The organism is Citrobacter sp. B72 (assembly GCF_016894305.1).
In the GTDB taxonomy this organism is placed as follows: Bacteria; Pseudomonadota; Gammaproteobacteria; order Enterobacterales; family Enterobacteriaceae; genus Citrobacter; species Citrobacter portucalensis.
The window spans coordinates 635,679-652,642 of record NZ_CP069801.1 but is presented as its reverse complement, the minus strand read 5'-3'; the positions used below and the strand labels follow the sequence as shown (position 1 = coordinate 652,642).

At 52.8% G+C, this 16,964-nt stretch carries 17 protein-coding genes; 5 read left to right on the top strand and 12 right to left on the bottom strand.

The window, feature by feature from the left end:
• The 10 genes from JQN59_RS03130 to JQN59_RS03085 all read right to left on the bottom strand — a co-directional run bounded on the left by JQN59_RS03130 (position 1) and on the right by JQN59_RS03085 (position 8,706).
• Complete coding sequence (locus JQN59_RS03130) at positions 1-201, bottom strand: hypothetical protein (RefSeq protein WP_133086978.1); 201 nt, start codon at positions 199-201, stop codon at positions 1-3.
• On the bottom strand, positions 194-859 hold the full coding sequence (locus tag JQN59_RS27215) for a host cell division inhibitor Icd-like protein (protein WP_394810795.1): 666 nt from the start codon (positions 857-859) through the stop codon (positions 194-196). The genes JQN59_RS03130 and JQN59_RS27215 overlap by 8 nt, the downstream gene beginning before the upstream one ends.
• Positions 860-869: 10 nt before the next feature.
• Complete coding sequence (locus JQN59_RS03120) at positions 870-1,076, bottom strand: helix-turn-helix domain-containing protein (protein WP_064542224.1); 207 nt, start codon at positions 1,074-1,076, stop codon at positions 870-872.
• 154 nt (positions 1,077-1,230) lie between these two features.
• Positions 1,231-1,839: a hypothetical protein gene (locus JQN59_RS03115; protein WP_149608048.1), complete on the bottom strand. Its 609-nt coding sequence runs from the start codon at positions 1,837-1,839 to the stop codon at positions 1,231-1,233.
• Positions 1,836-3,260, bottom strand: a complete 1,425-nt coding sequence (locus JQN59_RS03110; protein ID WP_149608049.1) for an integrase family protein — start codon at positions 3,258-3,260, stop codon at positions 1,836-1,838. Before JQN59_RS03110 ends, JQN59_RS03115 begins: the two co-directional genes overlap by 4 nt.
• Before the next feature lie 493 nt (positions 3,261-3,753).
• Positions 3,754-4,077 (bottom strand): DUF1889 family protein, encoded by a 324-nt coding sequence (locus JQN59_RS03105; protein WP_001573898.1) that lies wholly within the window; start codon positions 4,075-4,077, stop codon positions 3,754-3,756.
• Positions 4,078-4,186: 109 nt separating this feature from the next.
• On the bottom strand, positions 4,187-6,001 hold the full coding sequence (locus JQN59_RS03100) for a diol dehydratase reactivase subunit alpha (protein WP_149608050.1): 1,815 nt from the start codon (positions 5,999-6,001) through the stop codon (positions 4,187-4,189).
• A gap of 10 nt (positions 6,002-6,011) precedes the next feature.
• Positions 6,012-6,440 (bottom strand): diol dehydratase small subunit, encoded by a 429-nt coding sequence (locus tag JQN59_RS03095; protein ID WP_128317111.1) that lies wholly within the window; start codon positions 6,438-6,440, stop codon positions 6,012-6,014.
• A 2-nt stretch (positions 6,441-6,442) separates the two neighbouring features.
• A complete protein-coding gene (locus JQN59_RS03090; RefSeq protein ID WP_008785852.1) occupies positions 6,443-7,027 on the bottom strand; it encodes a propanediol/glycerol family dehydratase medium subunit in 585 nt (194 codons plus the stop codon).
• 11 nt (positions 7,028-7,038) lie between these two features.
• Positions 7,039-8,706 (bottom strand): propanediol/glycerol family dehydratase large subunit, encoded by a 1,668-nt coding sequence (locus JQN59_RS03085; protein WP_048215504.1) that lies wholly within the window; start codon positions 8,704-8,706, stop codon positions 7,039-7,041.
• Positions 8,707-9,098: 392 nt separating this feature from the next.
• Here JQN59_RS03085 and JQN59_RS03080 point away from each other — a divergent pair, with 392 nt between their 5' ends.
• The 4 genes from JQN59_RS03080 to JQN59_RS03065 are packed head-to-tail and all read left to right on the top strand — an operon-like array spanning position 9,099 to position 11,614.
• The gene (locus tag JQN59_RS03080) at positions 9,099-9,527 is read left to right on the top strand and encodes a GlcG/HbpS family heme-binding protein (protein ID WP_071445936.1); all 429 of its coding nucleotides are present in this window, start codon (positions 9,099-9,101) and stop codon (positions 9,525-9,527) included.
• 22 nt (positions 9,528-9,549) lie between these two features.
• The gene (dhaT, locus tag JQN59_RS03075; protein WP_003024734.1) at positions 9,550-10,713 is read left to right on the top strand and encodes a 1,3-propanediol dehydrogenase; all 1,164 of its coding nucleotides are present in this window, start codon (positions 9,550-9,552) and stop codon (positions 10,711-10,713) included.
• Positions 10,714-10,729: 16 nt separating this feature from the next.
• On the top strand, positions 10,730-11,083 hold the full coding sequence (locus JQN59_RS03070) for a glycerol dehydratase reactivase beta/small subunit family protein (protein WP_057067394.1): 354 nt from the start codon (positions 10,730-10,732) through the stop codon (positions 11,081-11,083).
• Complete coding sequence (locus JQN59_RS03065; protein WP_149608051.1) at positions 11,084-11,614, top strand: cob(I)yrinic acid a,c-diamide adenosyltransferase; 531 nt, start codon at positions 11,084-11,086, stop codon at positions 11,612-11,614.
• Here JQN59_RS03065 and dhaR read toward each other — a convergent pair.
• Both dhaR and JQN59_RS03055 read right to left on the bottom strand, forming a co-directional pair.
• Entirely contained in the window at positions 11,592-13,517 is a 1,926-nt protein-coding gene (dhaR, locus tag JQN59_RS03060) for a dihydroxyacetone kinase operon transcriptional regulator DhaR (RefSeq protein WP_016243887.1), read from the bottom strand. The genes JQN59_RS03065 and dhaR overlap by 23 nt on opposite strands.
• Before the next feature lie 91 nt (positions 13,518-13,608).
• On the bottom strand, positions 13,609-14,706 hold the full coding sequence (locus JQN59_RS03055) for a glycerol dehydrogenase (RefSeq protein WP_003024745.1): 1,098 nt from the start codon (positions 14,704-14,706) through the stop codon (positions 13,609-13,611).
• Between the two features lie 561 nt (positions 14,707-15,267).
• Here JQN59_RS03055 and JQN59_RS03050 point away from each other — a divergent pair.
• A complete protein-coding gene (locus JQN59_RS03050; protein ID WP_149608052.1) occupies positions 15,268-16,926 on the top strand; it encodes a glycerone kinase in 1,659 nt (552 codons plus the stop codon).
• The last annotated feature ends 38 nt before the right edge of the window (positions 16,927-16,964 follow it).

The window sequence follows — 16,964 nt, the reverse complement described above, 5'->3', positions numbered from 1 at the left end:
TTAGTCCTTTTTGACTGGCGTTACGCGATAACCGGCGCGTTCAAGGATGTGATCAAAGAGTGATGGCGTACCTATAATTTCATCCGGACGTAATACCGTATCTCCTTTAACTAAGCCGTTTTCAACGTAAAGCAAAATACGACCGGAAAAATTAGGGGAGACATGCAATGAGACATTCAGCATCGGGATTTGACTATCCATGAAACCCTCCCATCACATTCAATTCATAAGCACCGCTGGCGTACTGGTACAGAGAGCATTCAGAGCGAATCTTTGCGGCAAAGGTCAGATCCCATCGGGAGTACCATTCGCGGGCTTCTTCTTCGGTGTCGGCTGCAATGCGGATAACCACAGGTGTACAGATCTGCCCCTTCGGTATGCCGAGGAATAGCCATGTAAATTTGGGGTGAGTTTGGGTATGCTGTATTCCAGCCATAACTGTTACTCCTATTAACGGTTTGTGGTCAGACGCCCTGTATGTGTTCCTAGCACTACGGGGCGTTGTTTTTATAGACTCACACATGTTAGTGTATATGCCTATTTGAGTTAACCATAAACCTATAGGCATATACATGTCAATATCTCGAGATAAACAGCCTAAGGGTGGCGGCAAGTCACCAATGCTACCAATCCGCATTCCTGCTGAATTACGCAAGCAATTTGATGAGCTAGCACAAGCTGAGAACACCAGTACCAGTAACTGGCTGAAGGAGTTAGGTAGAGCGGAATTGCGCCGACAGGGCATCGAACCAAAAGGCTGATTTTGACCACCAGCATTAAGCCTGGTAATCTGTCCATGATTTATTTTCGTTTGATTACTCTGGCGGCCCGGCATGGCCGCCTTTGTTTTATTTGCCATATCCAGCCCCTTAAACCGTCTGCGTTCTTCGGGTGGAATCCAGATAAGCATCCAGATCAGACTTGAAGTAAATGACCTTCCGACCGACCTTATGAAAGGGAATTTTTACCTTGCCAGTATGCGCCCAGTTTGCCAGCGTCTGCGGGTTCACACCAAGATGAGCTGCGGCCTCATTACGAGTGAGTCTTTTAGAATAATTCGATTCAACCAAATGCATAAGTAGCTCCGTGTATTATTGGTTAACAACGAGGCCACTCTAATGTTTTGATTTTTCGACAATAAGGTGAGAAGCAAATATTCAGGATGGAAAGCTACTTATGGGGAGGGGTATCAGCTATTCCCCCTCCCTATTTTGTAATCTAGCGCTATGCCTAATCCGGTGGAAAAACCAAATCAGAATTAATGTATTTCTTAGGCTTAGGCGGTAATAACTTTTCTTTTTTTATCCAGCTATCTACCGTTCCTTCATCAACTCGTCCCTCATAACGGTTCATCAACTTTGCGATCATTTTCTTTTTAGATAAAGCGGGATTATTCTCCCAGGTAACTTTCATAATCGCCACAATTTCATCATGCAAATGATGCCGGTGCCCTGAAGCTGCATCACTTCTATTTTTTTTAACAGCACCGTCAATAATGTGATTAATATAAATATCCGATAACGCTACGCATCGCCCAAACCTATCAGCCAAAGCGCCTAACTCTTTGGCAAGGTCTGTATATCCAAGTACTGCCAAAACATTCACAGCTTTAACCAACACATTTTCATCATCCGATAATGGTCTGGTTTTCTCTTCCATCTGCATTTCGGCAAGGCTACTCGCTATCCACTTTTTTTCTCTGATAGTTTTTCCAGCTAATTCTTTTTCAATAAGTTTTACATGCTCATCTGCGTTTTCCGAAGAATAGCTTTTTGCCAATTTTTGAAATGCAAGCATACTGGCCACATGCTCGGCATCCACTCGTTTTAAATAACTCATTTCTTAACCTGCATATGATTTTGGCTTAGTATTTCAAAAAGCATCTTACGCTTCTCATCATCAGTCAAATTGCCTAACGCAGACAATAATTGTGCATCGATGGCTTTCTTGCTTTCCACAAGCCCGGCATGTTCCAGGATGGCCCGTTCAATTCGGGTAGCTGGCTCGAGTAGTTCATCAGCACCAAAATGAAGATAGCCCTGAGTAACATCTGCACTACGCATCGTTCGGTGGTTCATCAGTCGTTTGAGGATATAACTACCAACGCCCACCAGCTCAGCGACAGTACCGAAAGTACGGCGGGCATCGTGCCATTTGAATGGGATTGGCTGGAGCAAATCAGGATTGGGGTCTGGGACGGTGGCGGCACTGATTCGATCAATTACATGGCGATATTCTTTAATGATTCCTTTAACTCCAGGAAACACTAAAGCCTCATTTCCGTTTTTCATTTTCAGTCGGCGCCGGAACAGATTCAGCAGAGTTTCAGTGATAGGCAGCTCGAGCGGATCGCCATTCTTGGTGGTATCTATCCAGAAATAACGACCGCCAATATTCACCCGATTCCAGGTTAGTTCGAATATTTCAGATTTACGCAGCCCGGTGAACATCGACATTTCTACAGCGTCACATATTGCGGCAGCTACATCATCTCGTCCTTCTTCGGCCTTATCACGAACTACAGCGACGGCATTTAACCAACGAGCAAAGTCATGGGTGCGGATGCGCTCTGTCTTTCTGATCGTGCCATGCCACTGACGCTTTGTACTCAGCACCTGTGTTGGCGGGTCAGGTAACAGCGTTCTCCCTTCTTCATCACGATAATGATCATGTGCGAAACGATATACGGCGCGCAGAGCTCTGGCCCACAGGTCAGCCTGAGCTTTGCTACCGCTTCCTACCCCAGCCCTGAGCGTTTCTTTATCAGCGCCAAACCAGACTGAACCATCAGTTACTGCTTTGTGACGATGCTCAACACGATCACGCGAAATAGTAGCGAGGGACTGTTTCATCCAGTCGCCGGAGTAATTTTGCAAGATAGCGCGATATTGCTTTTCGGTTGTGGGTTTAAGGCGGTGGCCACGGTTCTTAATATAGGCATCCAGCGCATCAGCAAGCGTGACAGATGCCTTCTCATTGACACGCTTTTCCACATTAGGATTTTTCCCGGTGGTCGCTACGTCACCCAACATTTCGAGTGCCTTTGCCCTGGCATTATCAATAGTAAGATCCGGAAAACGGCCCAGCGTGGCCCGGATGAATTTTCCATTTCTCTTACGTGAGATACAGAAGCTTTTCACACCACTGGTGCCAATACGGATGCGCAGGCCATTAACGATGGTATCGCCGTACTCAACCTGGCCACGTTCGGCAGGTGGGAGGTTTTCGAGCTTAGTTTTCGTAAATTTGAATGTTTCCACAAACACTCCACACCAAGCGATCGGGGTATCCTGAAAATCGCTTGTTTTGCTCTAGGATACCTATAGGATACCGCAAAGGAGTATTTTAGAGTATTTCTGGTTATTTATACAGTATTTTCATATCAATTAAGTTACTGAAAATTATAGATAAGTATTTTCAGGTAAGAAGTTGCATTCTAACTCATAATCGCTTGGTCGCTGGTTCAAGTCCAGCAGGGGCCACCAAATTTCAAGGACTTGCGAGAAATCGCAGGTCCTTTTTTTATGGGTATTCCGTAGAAATTGGTATGTAGCAAAAAAGAGTTTGTCCTGGAAAAATCAATACTTGCTTGCATTAATATGTTGAATGAGTACACGGAAGAAAATGGCTGGCGGGGACTAAAGCTATTTACGCGATACACCTGTTCAGAAAACAGCATGTTAATGGCAACACCATTTGGACGCCGCCATCCTGGGATGGAAACGTCCGTTAGAGTTTAATTCGATAGTCAGCTCACACTAGCTCTTTGAGCTGCTCCTGCATATAGGTTGAAAAATACTCTGGGTTCTTGATAAGGATGCGGTTACCGGAGGCGACTTTTTCTGCCCATCCGGCCACTTTTTTCGTGAACTCGGGATTCCATCCCTCTTGCTCACCCCGTGCCATCACAACTTCCGGACTCGCTGGCACACCTAAGTCATGCAAATACTTTAAGATTCCCTTAGCCGTACTTTCATCCATTGAATGTGGTACTGACGCCGAAGTGTTCATACCACCAATAAAATCCAATGCTTTCTCAATTGCTGTTGGCATGCTCTTATCCTTAAAATTAACCACGTGAGAGACACATTTATACTATGTACCCAACTCCGCCGGGATATCAAAGAGAACATCCCCTTTATTTGACTTACCCCGCAGCTAAACGCTTGCGCGGCTGTTTTCTGCGCTACTTTTTTGCTTCTCCGGCTAAAACCAGTCCGGTTGCCACCGCATTACGCGGCCCTTCGGTACCTCGAATATTGCCCTGCCCGGCGACAACGCCGTAATGCGCCAGCGCATCGGTGATCATCTGCGGGATTTCGAAATCCAGCGAAGAACCGCCTACCAGCACCACAAAAGTCATATCGCGAATAGAGCCACCGGGTGACACCTGGCGTAACGCGCGCAGGCAGTTGGTCACAAAAACCTTCTCTTTAGCCTGTCGGCGCACCAGACGGATTTTTTCCAGCGAGGTCTGGTTATCGACCGGGATCAGCTCGCCCTCTTTCAAGTACACCACTTTGGCGAATACTGACGGACTGAGCGGTTCGCGGAAAAACTCCACCGCGCCGTTCTCATGGCGAATGCTGAACAGGCTCTCCACTTTTGCCAGCGGGTATTTTTTTATTTCCTCCGCCAGAAATGCATCGCTTAAGCCCAGCTCAGTTTGAATCAACAGGCTGACCATATTCCCCGCGCCGGCCAGATGTACCGCTTTCACTACGCCGTCGCTATTGATGACGGCGGCATCGGTAGATCCTGCGCCTAAGTCGAGGATCGCCAGCGGTGCGGCGCATCCGGGCGTAGTTAACGCCCCCGCCACGGCCATGTTGGCCTCCACGCCGCCCACCTCAACCAGAGTGTTTAACCGGACGCTCAGCTCACTGGCGATGGCCTGCATCTGTAAACGATCGGCTTTCACCATCGCCGCAATGCCCACGGCGTTCTCCATTGAACACTCTCCGGCGATGCCGCCCTGCACCTTGCGCGGAATAAATGTATCGACCGCCAATAGATCCTGAATATGCACCGTGTTCATGTCATGACCGGTCAGCGAGGCCATCACCTTACGCACCCGCTCCAGCATGCCGCCTGCGTGCGTACCAGCTTCCCCACGAATATCGCACACGGGCGCACAGGCGCTCATCGCCTGCATAATGGCCTGAGCGCCCTGCGCTACGTCGGCTTCACCGCCACGCTTTTCACCACGGATAAAGATCTTACCCGCCGGGATCACTCTTGATCGCACATCGCCCTGCGGGGTTTTCAGCACCACGGCGGAACGGTTGCCAATCAGCGCTCTGGCGATGGGGACGATAGTTTGCGTTTCCTCAGGGGTCAGGGCAAAGAAGGTCGCGATGCCGTAAGGATTCGACAGCACCCGCACTACCTGTCCCGGGGCCGCCACTTCCACCGCCGCCAGCACGCCTTCCGGCACCTTCTCCAGCAGAGTGACTTCATCAACCACCGGTATTGGCCGATGCAGGCGATTATTCACCAGCACGCCATCATCTTTTTTCAGGATGGCCGCCACCACGTTGACGCCGCGATCCAGCGCTTCATTGATAAACCAAACCGCCTCAAGGAAATCCATCTCCTCACCCACCAACGGTATCCAGCCCTGGGCAAATCGATCCTCGCTCAACGCCGCCAACGTCTCCACGGCGATGGTTGTTCCCATGCCCACGCCAACGCCGCCGGGCGTTTGCGGGTTATGGCCAATCATCGTTGATTCGGTAATGATGGTTTCAGTGATGGTTTCCATCGCCACATCGCCAATAACCGGCGCGGCCTCGTTGATGCAGATTTTTGCCACATCCTGCAGCGACCACGGCGTTTTATCCAGCGCCTGCTGCAGGGACGCGACTACCCCGGCGATATTTTCCCGCGTGCCTTTCATCCCGGTCGTGGCGACAATCCCGCTGGCGATAAACCGGCCATCCTGCGCCAACGCCACTTCGGTGGTGGCGTTGCCGATATCGATCCCTGCAATTAACGGCATGCTGCCTCCGTCACTGACTGCCTTTACGCAGTTTATTTCTCTGCTGGTATACCTCTGCCGATTCGCGGACAAACCCGGCGTTCACCCTGGCGTGCCAGGTGTGCTCCAGTTCATCGGCAATGGCCTGCAACTCGGCGAACGAAGAACGAAACGGCCGTAGCGCGTTGTAGATCTCCAGAATGCGGGCATCCGGGATCGCAATCAGTTCTGCCGCACGACGAAAATTGCGCGCCACGGCATGACGCTGCATCTGCTCGGCAATCTGCGCCTGGTACTCCAGCGTTTGCTGAGAAATACGCACATCCTGCGGTCCTACGTGGCCCGCCAGCACATTCTCAAGGGTAATGTCGGTTAGCGGCTTGCCGCCAGGCGTCCGGATTTTCTCCGGGCAGCGGGTGGCTAATGGGTAATCCTGCGCGGTCATGGTGTTGTCGTTCATGGTCATTCCCTTACCAGTGCAATATGCAACGTGACAGGCGCAGCATCCTGCACCACGTGTTTGGTTTCTTTGATATGAAACAGCGCGGCCTTGGCCATAAATTTAGGGCGCACCATCTGGTCATTGACCACTGGCACCGGCGAAGGCGACTCTTTGCGTGCATATCGCGCGGCGTTTTTACCAATCTGACGATAGGTTTCCAGCGTCAGCAGCGGAGCCTGAGAAAACAGTTCCAGGTTACTTAGCGGCAGCAGATCGCGCTGATGAATCACCGTGGTTCCTTTCGACTGGATACCAATCCCAATGCCTGAGCCGCTGAGATTTGCCGCATCCCATGCCATAAAAGAAACATCCGAGGTACGCAGGATCCTCACTACTCGCGCATGCAGTCCCTCTTCTTCGATGCCAGCAACCAGCTCTTTCAAAATCGCGTTGTGCGGCATATCAATCAAGGTTTTATGCTGATACTTATCAAATGCCGGGCCGACGCCAATCACCACCTCATCCACGCGTTCATCCGCGTTAGCCGCCTCGCCTTCGCTCACCTGTAAGGTGAAAACCGGCTTACGTTCAGTTGTGCATTCCACTGTGTACCGCCTTATTCGATCGAGCCGGGCTGAACCACGCCCGCAATATTTTTAATTTCCGCCCAGCGTTCGGCACTGATGCGATAGCCGGTACCAGGTCCCTGATAATCATTGATGTCGTTGACGGCGCTGACGACGTCGAACTGGCGATCCAGAATGGCCGACGTTTGCAGGTAATCACCGGTAACACGCTGTCTCAGCATGTTGAGGATATTGCTGGCGATATCTTCGAAGCCGCTGCAACTCAACGCGCCGACGATATCCAGCCCGGTGATATTGCGCTTCATCATCTCTTCCACGGCAGCCAGATCTTCCACCACATTGCGCGCGGGCATATCTTTGCTGCCGTGAGCATATGTAGCAGCTTCGACTTCTTCATCGCTAATCAGCGGCAGGCCAAGTTCGCGGAACACCGCCTGAATGGCGCGTGCGGCCTTATTGCGAATGGCGATGGTTTCCTCTTCCGTGACCGGACGCAGACCGCCGTCAACCATCAGATCGCGTTGCAGAATGTTGTAATCATCGAAATCTTCAGCGTCGAAGTTCGACCCGGCAAACATGTTGTCGTAGTTGGGTACCGCGCTGTAACCGGAGAAAATAAAGTCGGTACCCGGCAGCATCTGCATCAGGGTACGGGCAGTACGGCGAATATCGGAGTGGGAAAAGGTCTGGTCATTGGCGGAGGCCACTTCAAGGTCGAGCATTGAGGCAATCAGGTTTTCCGCCAGCACCGCGCGGATCCCTGACGGCACAGCGCCGGTCATGCCGATACAGCTGACCGCACCGTTTTGCAGCCCCTGTACGCCCGCGCCTTTAGTGATAAAAATGCAGCGCGACTCCAGATAAAGCATCGATTTACTTTCGGAATAGCCCATCAGCGCCTCCGAGCCGGTACCGGAGGTGTAGCGCATCTTCAGGCCACGCGACGCATAGGCCGAGGCGAGAAACGCTTTGGACCACGGCGTGTCATCGCCGTCGGTAAACACAGATTCTGTGCCATACACCGACACCGTTTCGGCATAACTGGTTAGCCCTCGCATGCCCAGCTCCAGCTCCGTGGCCTCTTCAACGGAACATTGCGTCAGCACACCGGGGCGACCGCACTGGGAACCCACCAGCAGCGCCAGGGCGTTAAACGGCGCGTAGCGGGCGATCCCGACCGTCGTTTCCTGCTCGGAAAAGCCGCGGATCCCCGCTTCAGCAGCGTCGGCGGCTATCTGTACCGGGTTATCTTTCAGGTTAGTCACGTGGCACTGGTTGGAGGGAGTGCGTCTGGCGCGCATTTTTTGTAGCGCCATCATCATCTCCACCACGTTCATTTGCGCCATCACTTCCACCGCTTTCGCCGGGGTGATGGCGGTGGTAATGGCAATAATCTCTTCCCGACTGACGTGGATATCCACCAGCATTCTGGCGATCTCCAGCGCGTCGAGCTGCATGGCGCGCTCCGCCTCGGCCACGTTAATCGCATAGTCGGCAATGAAACGGTCGATCATGTCGAACTCGGCGCGGCTCTTACCGTCCAGCTCAACAATACGACCATTTTCCACCTTCACCGACGACGTCGGATCGTAAGGGCTTTCCATGGCGATCAGCCCCTCTTCAGGCCATTCGCCAATCAGCCCATCCTGATTTACAGGCCGCTTCGCAAGCACTTCGAATCGTTTTGATCTTCTCATGATTTATTGACTCAAAAGGTAAAAAATAGGGACGCCGGGCCGCATTACCGGGGACACCACACCCGGCATTCGCCTTTCATCAGCAATGGCCGAACTCTAAATGAGCCAAGCAATAAAAAAATAAAATTAATTTCGTTCCAATTTGGCACCTAATAAAAACGCATCGTTTCATATTGAAACGCAACTCAGGAATATCCATCGTGAATTGTGACGAGGTTAAATGATCATTATCAATAAACGCAAAATCAGGAAGATGAATTTAATCTTTATGAAAAATCCACCCTATTGACTTAATAACGTGCGGCGAGAAAATAAGGTAAAGCCAATGATAAAAATAGCTGTTGCGCGATATGTTTCGTGACCTCAGCCCTACAACATTTTCAGGAGAGACTGTGAATAAGAGCCAACAAATTGCCACCATTACGCTGGCGGCTGCAAAAAAAATGGCGCAGGCCGTTGAGGCTAAAGCGCTTGAGATCAATGTTCCGGTGGTCTTTTCCGTGGTGGATCACGGCGGGAATACGCTGCTAATGCAACGCATGGACGATGCGTTTGTCACCAGCTGTGATATCTCTCTTAATAAAGCGTATACCGCCTGCTGCCTGCGTCAGGGTACCCATGAAATTACCGACGCGGTACAACCTGGCGCTTCGCTATATGGTTTGCAGCTTACTAACCAACAGCGCATTGTTATTTTCGGCGGCGGCTTACCTGTCATATTAAACGGTAAATTAATTGGTGCCGTTGGCGTTAGCGGCGGCACTGTCGAACAAGACAGATTATTAGCAGAAGCCGCACTGAATTGTTTCTCTGAATTATAATTTAAATCTAAGAAGGTATATTATGAGCTATCGTATGTTTGATTACCTGGTGCCAAATGTGAACTTCTTTGGCCCCAATGCTATTTCCGTTGTCGGCGAACGCTGCAAACTGTTAGGCGGTAAAAAAGCGCTGCTGGTTACTGATAAAGGTCTGCGGGCTATTAAAGACGGTGCGGTAGATAAAACCCTCGCCCATTTACGTGAAGCGGGCATTGACGTGGTGGTTTTTGACGGCGTTGAGCCAAATCCCAAAGACACCAACGTGCGCGATGGTCTGGAGGTCTTTCGCAAAGAGCATTGCGATATCATCGTTACCGTTGGCGGCGGTAGCCCGCATGACTGCGGTAAAGGCATCGGTATCGCGGCAACTCACGAAGGCGATCTCTACAGCTATGCTGGGATTGAAACCCTGACCAACCCGCTGCCGCCTATCGTTGCGGTGAATACCACTGCCGGTACCGCCAGCGAAGTCACCCGCCACTGCGTGCTGACCAATACCAAAACCAAAGTGAAGTTTGTGATTGTCAGCTGGCGCAACCTGCCGTCGGTCTCCATTAACGATCCGCTGCTTATGCTCGGCAAACCCGCTCCGCTGACCGCCGCGACCGGTATGGACGCCCTGACCCACGCCGTAGAAGCTTATATTTCCAAAGATGCCAACCCGGTCACCGACGCCGCCGCTATTCAGGCTATTCGCCTGATCGCACGCAACTTGCGTCAGGCCGTAGCGCTGGGCAGCAACCTGAAAGCTCGCGAGAACATGGCCTACGCCTCTCTGCTGGCGGGCATGGCCTTCAACAACGCCAATCTCGGCTACGTTCACGCAATGGCGCATCAGCTTGGCGGTCTGTACGACATGCCACACGGCGTGGCGAATGCCGTACTGCTCCCGCACGTGGCGCGCTATAACCTGATCGCTAACCCGGAGAAATTTGCCGATATCGCAGAATTTATGGGCGAAAACACTGACGGACTTTCCACCATGGATGCCGCCGAACTGGCCATTCACGCCATTGCCCGCCTCTCCGCTGACATCGGCATTCCGCAGCATTTGCGCGATCTGGGCGTTAAAGAAGCCGATTTCCCGTATATGGCGGAAATGGCGCTGAAAGACGGCAATGCCTTCTCCAACCCGCGTAAAGGGAACGAGAAAGAAATTGCCGAGATCTTCCGTCAGGCATTCTGATAAATAAGGGGGCGCAATGTCACTTTCATCACCGGGCGTAAATCTGTTTTATCACTCACGCTGGCAGGATACTCGCGTGCTTGATGAGCTGTGCTGGGGACTGGAAGAGCAAGGCGTCCCTTGCCGGGCAATCTGTTGCGACGAGCATGACTGCGCGCTGGCATTGAGCAAACTTGCGGCCAAAAGCTCAACGCTACGTGTCGGTCTGGGTCTTAACGCCACGGGTGATATTGCTTTAACCCACGCCCAATTGCCCGAAGATCGGGCGCTGATCCGTGGGCATATCCGCGCCGGAATTGCGCAGATCCGAACGCTTGGTGCCAATGCCGGTCAACTGGTCAAAGTACTTCCCTTCAGCGAGATAAAATAAATGTACCGCATCTACACCCGAACTGGCGATAAAGGCACGACCGCGCTGTTTGGCGGCAGCCGTATCGACAAAGATGACATCCGCGTTGAGGCCTATGGCACGGTGGATGAACTGATTTCCCAGCTTGGCGTCTGCTATGCCAGCACGCACCAGGCTGAACTACGCCAAGATCTGCACGCCATGCAGAAGATGCTGTTTGTACTGGGTGCGGAACTCGCCAGCGATGAGAAAGGACTCGCGCGCTTACAACAGCGTATTGGCGATGAGGATATTCAGGCGCTGGAGCAGATTATTGACCGCAATATGGCGCAAAGCGGCCCGCTCAAAGAGTTTGTTATTCCGGGGAAAAATCTGCCATCGGCACAGCTACACGTTGCGCGAACTCTGACGCGCCGACTGGAGCGGGTCCTTATCGCGATGAGCAGAACGCTGACGTTACGCGATGAACCCAGACGCTATATCAACCGACTGTCAGACGCGCTGTTCTCGATGGCGAGAATTGAAGAAACTAGTCCAGATGCTTGCGCTTAAACTGGCTGGCATCAATGTCGTATTGCTTCATCTTGCGCCACAAGGTAGTGCGACCAATGTTCAGCAGTTGCGACATCTCCTGTACGCGTCCGCTGGTGACGCGAGCAGCATGGATAATCGCCTCTTTTTCGATGGCGGTAAAGGTCAGACTGGCTGGCAGCAGTGAAGACGCCGTCTCCAGACCAGGACGTTCGGCAAACAGATAATCCGGTAGATTGCTCAGCCGAATATGGCCGTTATCACTGCTGATGGCGATGTTTTCGATAATGCTGTTCAGCTCAAAGTCATTGCCCGGCCACGAATAGGCCACCAGCTGTGCCAGCGCGTCGTCGTCGATCTTCAAACTGGATGAAAAGCGTTTTTTCAGGCTATTCAGCCGCGTATAAATCAGCGAGGGAATACTGTTACGCCGCGCCCGCAGCGGGGGGATCACTATCTCAAAAGAGTGCAGCGCGTAATACAGCTGACGGCTAAAGCGGTTTTGCTCCACCAGATTGGCGAGATCAACCGTGGTGGTGGCGATCACTTTGACATCCACCGGAATCAACCGACGGGCATCCAGGCGGGTTAATACCCCCTGCTTGATCACCTGTAACAGCGCGGATTGCAGCTCCGGCGCCAGATATTCAATTTTTTCCAGAAACAGCGTGCCGCCGTTCGCCAGTTCAAGACGGCTCAACCGGCCATTTTCATCGTCGGTTGGCGCACTGCCCATAAAATCCTGCCCCAGCACGCTGTTGGCATACAGCTGACAGTTCACGGCGATATACGGCCCGCTGGCGCGCTCGCTTTCGTTGTGAATGGCCTGGCTCAGCAGCTCCTTACCAACGCCTTCTTCCCCGCACAGTAGGATCGGGAAACTCCCCCTCGCCGCCTGGCGTCCAAAGTGGATCAAGCGGCGGGTTTCCGGATCGTCAGTCGACATCTGCTCAAAGGTGTGGCTCACCTTGCCAAGCTGGCTGGTCATCAGCTGTCGCATTTGCTCCACCGGATGCAGCAGCAGGATAAAGCTGTTGCCCTGCTCCTCAACAATCGGTTTCAGGGTGATGACCGCATCAACAAACTGATGCTGGCTTTCAAAGGTAACTTCGACGTGATTCAGGCCGCGGGCATGTTTGATCGCCCGGCGCAGCAGCATGGGGAGATTGAGCAGATCGTGAATATTTTTTCCCTGGCTGGCCTGCGCATCGAGATGCAAAAGCAGTGCCGCACGCGCATTGAGAAACTGCAATACGCCCTGTTCGTTCCAGGCCATCACACCATCATCCATACTCTCCAGCAGCCCGTACATCTGGTTCAGATGGCGGTTGGATTCAGCCAGCAGGCTGTCGGTCAGCAAAGAGTTGCCGACTTCTCTGGCAATCGCCAGCGTCAGGGATAAATCAGAAACGCACTCATGCTCCACCAGACAACACAGCGAGATGGAGCCGAACAGTCGACCATGGTTATCGAAGACCGGCGTCGAGCAGAACGACCACGGATGCAGCGCCTGTTTAAAATGCTGTTTACCAGAGGTTTTTGTCGGCTGGCCCGGCATCGTCGCCAGCGACAGGGCACAACTGCCAATGATGCTTTCCGCACAGTAGCTGCCGTCGCGAAACCCAAGCTCCGCCAGCTGTTCCACCGTCTGCGGATCGCCGCAACGGCTGAGGATACAGGCTGATTCATCCAGAATCAGCAGCGCGCACGGGCGGCCGTCCATAAACTCCCAGGCATCTTCCAGCGCAGCCTGAGCAATCGTCAGCAACGCCGTCTTGCGACGACAAATCGACTCAAAGGTCAGCCCTTGCGCCTGATGCGGCGCCTGCCAGGTTTCCCGCTGCATAAACTTGCTGCAACGATGCCATGACTGGGCAATGACTGAAGAGACTTCCTTCCCGATGCTATGCGTGTGCGCCGTCATATCCCTTTCCGCTGTTTAACCATAGACAACCCCTCCGGCAGAGACTGTCAGAGGGGGAGAAGATGCCGGATAAAAACCTACCGACGACTGATTAACGCGCCAGCCACTGCTGTCCCAGCAGATCTGCCGTCAGAATAGCGGCATGTACGCTTTCAGGCGTTACCGGGAACGGCATATTGTGGATGGTTTCACCTTCTGCACAGGTCGCTTTCGCCACCGCCATGATCTTGCCGTCAACGTCTTCTTTCACGCCCATTTCCGCTAACGTTACCGGCAGGCCTACTTTCTGACAGAAATTCAGCACGGTTTCGATCTCTTCCATCGGGCTGTTTTGCAGCACCAGTTGCGCCAGCGTACCAAAGGCGACTTTTTCACCGTGGTACAAATGGTGGCACTCTTCCAGAATCGTAAAGCCGTTGTGGATCGCATGCGCCCCTGCCAGACCGCTGCTTTCAAAACCGATGCCGCTGAGGTAAGTGTTAGCTTCGACAATACGCTCCAGCGCATCGGTCACCACGCCGGCCTGCGCGGCAAAGCGTGCCTTCTCGCCTTCCGCCAGCAGGGTATCATAGCACAAGCGCGCCAGGCTCAGCGCCGCCACCGTGGACTGTCCGCCCGCCATGCTGGTCGCTCTGGCGTCATAACAGGCTTTCGCTTCAAACCAGGTCGAGAGCGCATCGCCCATCCCGGCCACCAGCAGACGTACCGGCGCTTTGGCAATGATTGCAGTGTCCATCACTACCATATCCGGGTTTTTCGGGTAGATCAGATACTCTTCAAACTCACCGGCTTCGGTATAGATAACGGACAGCGCGCTGGTTGGCGCATCGGTAGACGCGATAGTCGGGATCACCACCACCGGCAACTTCTGGTAGTAGCCAATCGCTTTGGCGGTATCCAGCGTTTTCCCACCACCAATCCCAACCACGCCGCGGCAACCGTGCTGTTTCAAAATGGCAATCAGGCGATTAATTTCAACATGGCTACATTCACCGTTAAAGCGTTCCGCATGGCAGCTAATGTCATGACTGTGCAGGCCGTTTAGTACCTTCTCTCCCGCCAGCTTCATCACGAAGTCATCCGCAATCACGAAAAAGCTGTCCGCCAGATTTTTAGCGTATTGACCAAACAAGGTGGAAGCGTCAGGACCCTGGAGATATTTGGCTGGAGATTGAATAACTTTTAGCATTCCTTTCATCCTCAAATAAGTACATGTTTTTACATGGTGAGCCCTGGCGTTAACCTGTTTAGCCTGATGCTGACGGCGAAAACGGGAGGTACCGGAGCGATGCAATAACTGTATGGCGAGGCGTGCACAAAAAAATCTTTCGTCTTTTTGTTCTGATATGAAACAGATAAAAACAACACATGTTTCATATTGGAACGCTTAACCATAAAAAATATAAGGTTTGCGATCCCGATCCGTTCATTTACCACCAAATCTCCGGCACAGACGAATCTCACTTTCTCTTTTACCCACTCACTTGCCAAAATACCGGTAAAAAAAAGCTGACAGTGCAGTGTGACCTGCATTCATCGCGAGAGGAAAAAGTCGAGCAAGCTCGCATTGTGGTCGTTCCCCGTTCTTTTCGGTTTCATTTCGGAACAAAAAACAATAACAACGTTCCGTAATGAAACTCATTTTAACGTTGTTTTTTTCCACGCTGACTTCGCCAGAATCTCTCTATCGCCTCCGCACCATGACCATGCTTCCGGGGGTTTGTCTTACACTCAACCTCAAGGAGCCGTTATGTCTCAATTCTTTTTTAATCAACGCACCCATCTCGTGAGCGACGTCATCGACGGTACGATTAACGCCAGCCCGTGGAATAATCTGGCGCGTCTGGAAAGCGATCCGGCTATTCGCATCGTGGTCCGCCGTGACCTTAACAAAAATAACGTGGCGGTCATTTCCGGCGGCGGTTCAGGGCACGAACCCGCGCACGTTGGGTTTATCGGTAAAGGTATGCTAACGGCCGCGGTCTGTGGCGACGTGTTCGCTTCCCCGAGCGTAGATGCGGTACTGACCGCCATTCAGGCGGTAACCGGTGAGGCGGGCTGTTTGTTGATCGTGAAAAATTACACCGGTGACCGTCTTAATTTCGGTCTTGCCGCCGAGAAAGCCCGTCGCCTTGGTTACAACGTTGAAATGCTGATTGTCGGCGATGACATCTCCCTGCCGGATAACAAACACCCGCGCGGCATTGCGGGAACCATCCTGGTGCATAAAATCGCGGGCTATTTTGCCGAACGCGGCTACAACCTCGCCACCGTCCTGCGTGAAGCGCAATACGCGGCCAATAACACCTTCAGTCTGGGCGTTGCGCTTTCCAGCTGTCATTTGCCGCAAGAAACCGACGCCGCCCCGCGTCATCATCCGGGCCACGCGGAGCTGGGTATGGGCATTCACGGCGAACCAGGCGCCTCGGTCATCGACACCCAGAACAGTGCACAGGTGGTGAACCTGATGGTGGATAAACTGCTGGCCGCCCTGCCTGAAACCGGCCGTCTGGCGGTGATGATTAACAATCTTGGCGGCGTTTCTGTTGCCGAAATGGCCATCATTACCCGCGAACTGGCCAGCAGCCCGCTGCATCCGCGTATCGACTGGCTGATTGGCCCGGCCTCGCTGGTCACCGCGCTGGATATGAAAGGCTTTTCACTGACGGCCATCGTGCTGGAAGAGAGCATCGAAAAAGCGCTGCTCACAGAGGTGGAAACCAGTAACTGGCCGACGCCGGTCCCACCGCGTGAAATCAGCTGTGTACCGTCATCTCAGCGTAGCGCACGCGTGGAATTCCAGCCTTCGGCGAACGCCCTGGTGGCCGGGATTGTGGAACTTGTCACCACAACCCTTTCCGATCTGGAGACCCATCTTAATGCGCTTGATGCCAAAGTCGGCGATGGCGATACCGGTTCAACCTTTGCCGCAGGCGCGCGTGAAATTGCCGGCCTGTTGCATCGTCAGCAGTTGCCGCTGGATAACCTTGCCACGCTGTTTGCGCTGATTGGCGAACGTCTGACCGTGGTGATGGGCGGTTCCAGCGGTGTGTTGATGTCTATTTTCTTTACCGCTGCGGGGCAGAAACTGGAACAGGGAGCTAACGTTGCCGAAGCCCTGAATACGGGACTGGCGCAGATGAAGTTTTACGGCGGCGCAGACGAAGGCGATCGCACCATGATTGATGCGCTGCAACCGGCTCTGACTTCGCTGCTCACGCAGCCGCAAAATCTGCAGGCCGCCTTCGACGCCGCGCAAGCGGGAGCCGAACGAACCTGTTTGTCGAGCAAAGCCAATGCGGGTCGCGCATCGTATCTGAGCAGTGAAAGCCTGCTCGGAAATATGGACCCCGGCGCGCACGCCGTCGCGATGGTATTTAAAGCGCTGGCAGAGAGTGAATTGAGCTAAGCCATAAATGCCTGATGCGCTTCGCTTATCAGGCCTAC

Coding starts and splice junctions, on each gene's coding strand:
- JQN59_RS03130 (WP_133086978.1), bottom strand. CDS start 201: ATGGATAGTCAAATCCCGATGCTGAATGTCTCATTGCATGTCTCCCCT.
- JQN59_RS03120 (WP_064542224.1), bottom strand. CDS start 1,076: ATGCATTTGGTTGAATCGAATTATTCTAAAAGACTCACTCGTAATGAG.
- JQN59_RS27215 (WP_394810795.1), bottom strand. CDS start 859: ATGGCAAATAAAACAAAGGCGGCCATGCCGGGCCGCCAGAGTAATCAA.
- JQN59_RS03085 (WP_048215504.1), bottom strand. CDS start 8,706: ATGAGAAGATCAAAACGATTCGAAGTGCTTGCGAAGCGGCCTGTAAAT.
- JQN59_RS03055 (WP_003024745.1), bottom strand. CDS start 14,706: ATGCTAAAAGTTATTCAATCTCCAGCCAAATATCTCCAGGGTCCTGAC.
- JQN59_RS03100 (WP_149608050.1), bottom strand. CDS start 6,001: ATGCCGTTAATTGCAGGGATCGATATCGGCAACGCCACCACCGAAGTG.
- dhaR (WP_016243887.1), bottom strand. CDS start 13,517: ATGACGGCGCACACGCATAGCATCGGGAAGGAAGTCTCTTCAGTCATT.
- JQN59_RS03115 (WP_149608048.1), bottom strand. CDS start 1,839: ATGAGTTATTTAAAACGAGTGGATGCCGAGCATGTGGCCAGTATGCTT.
- JQN59_RS03095 (WP_128317111.1), bottom strand. CDS start 6,440: ATGAACGACAACACCATGACCGCGCAGGATTACCCATTAGCCACCCGC.
- dhaT (WP_003024734.1), top strand. CDS start 9,550: ATGAGCTATCGTATGTTTGATTACCTGGTGCCAAATGTGAACTTCTTT.
- JQN59_RS03070 (WP_057067394.1), top strand. CDS start 10,730: ATGTCACTTTCATCACCGGGCGTAAATCTGTTTTATCACTCACGCTGG.
- JQN59_RS03050 (WP_149608052.1), top strand. CDS start 15,268: ATGTCTCAATTCTTTTTTAATCAACGCACCCATCTCGTGAGCGACGTC.
- JQN59_RS03065 (WP_149608051.1), top strand. CDS start 11,084: ATGTACCGCATCTACACCCGAACTGGCGATAAAGGCACGACCGCGCTG.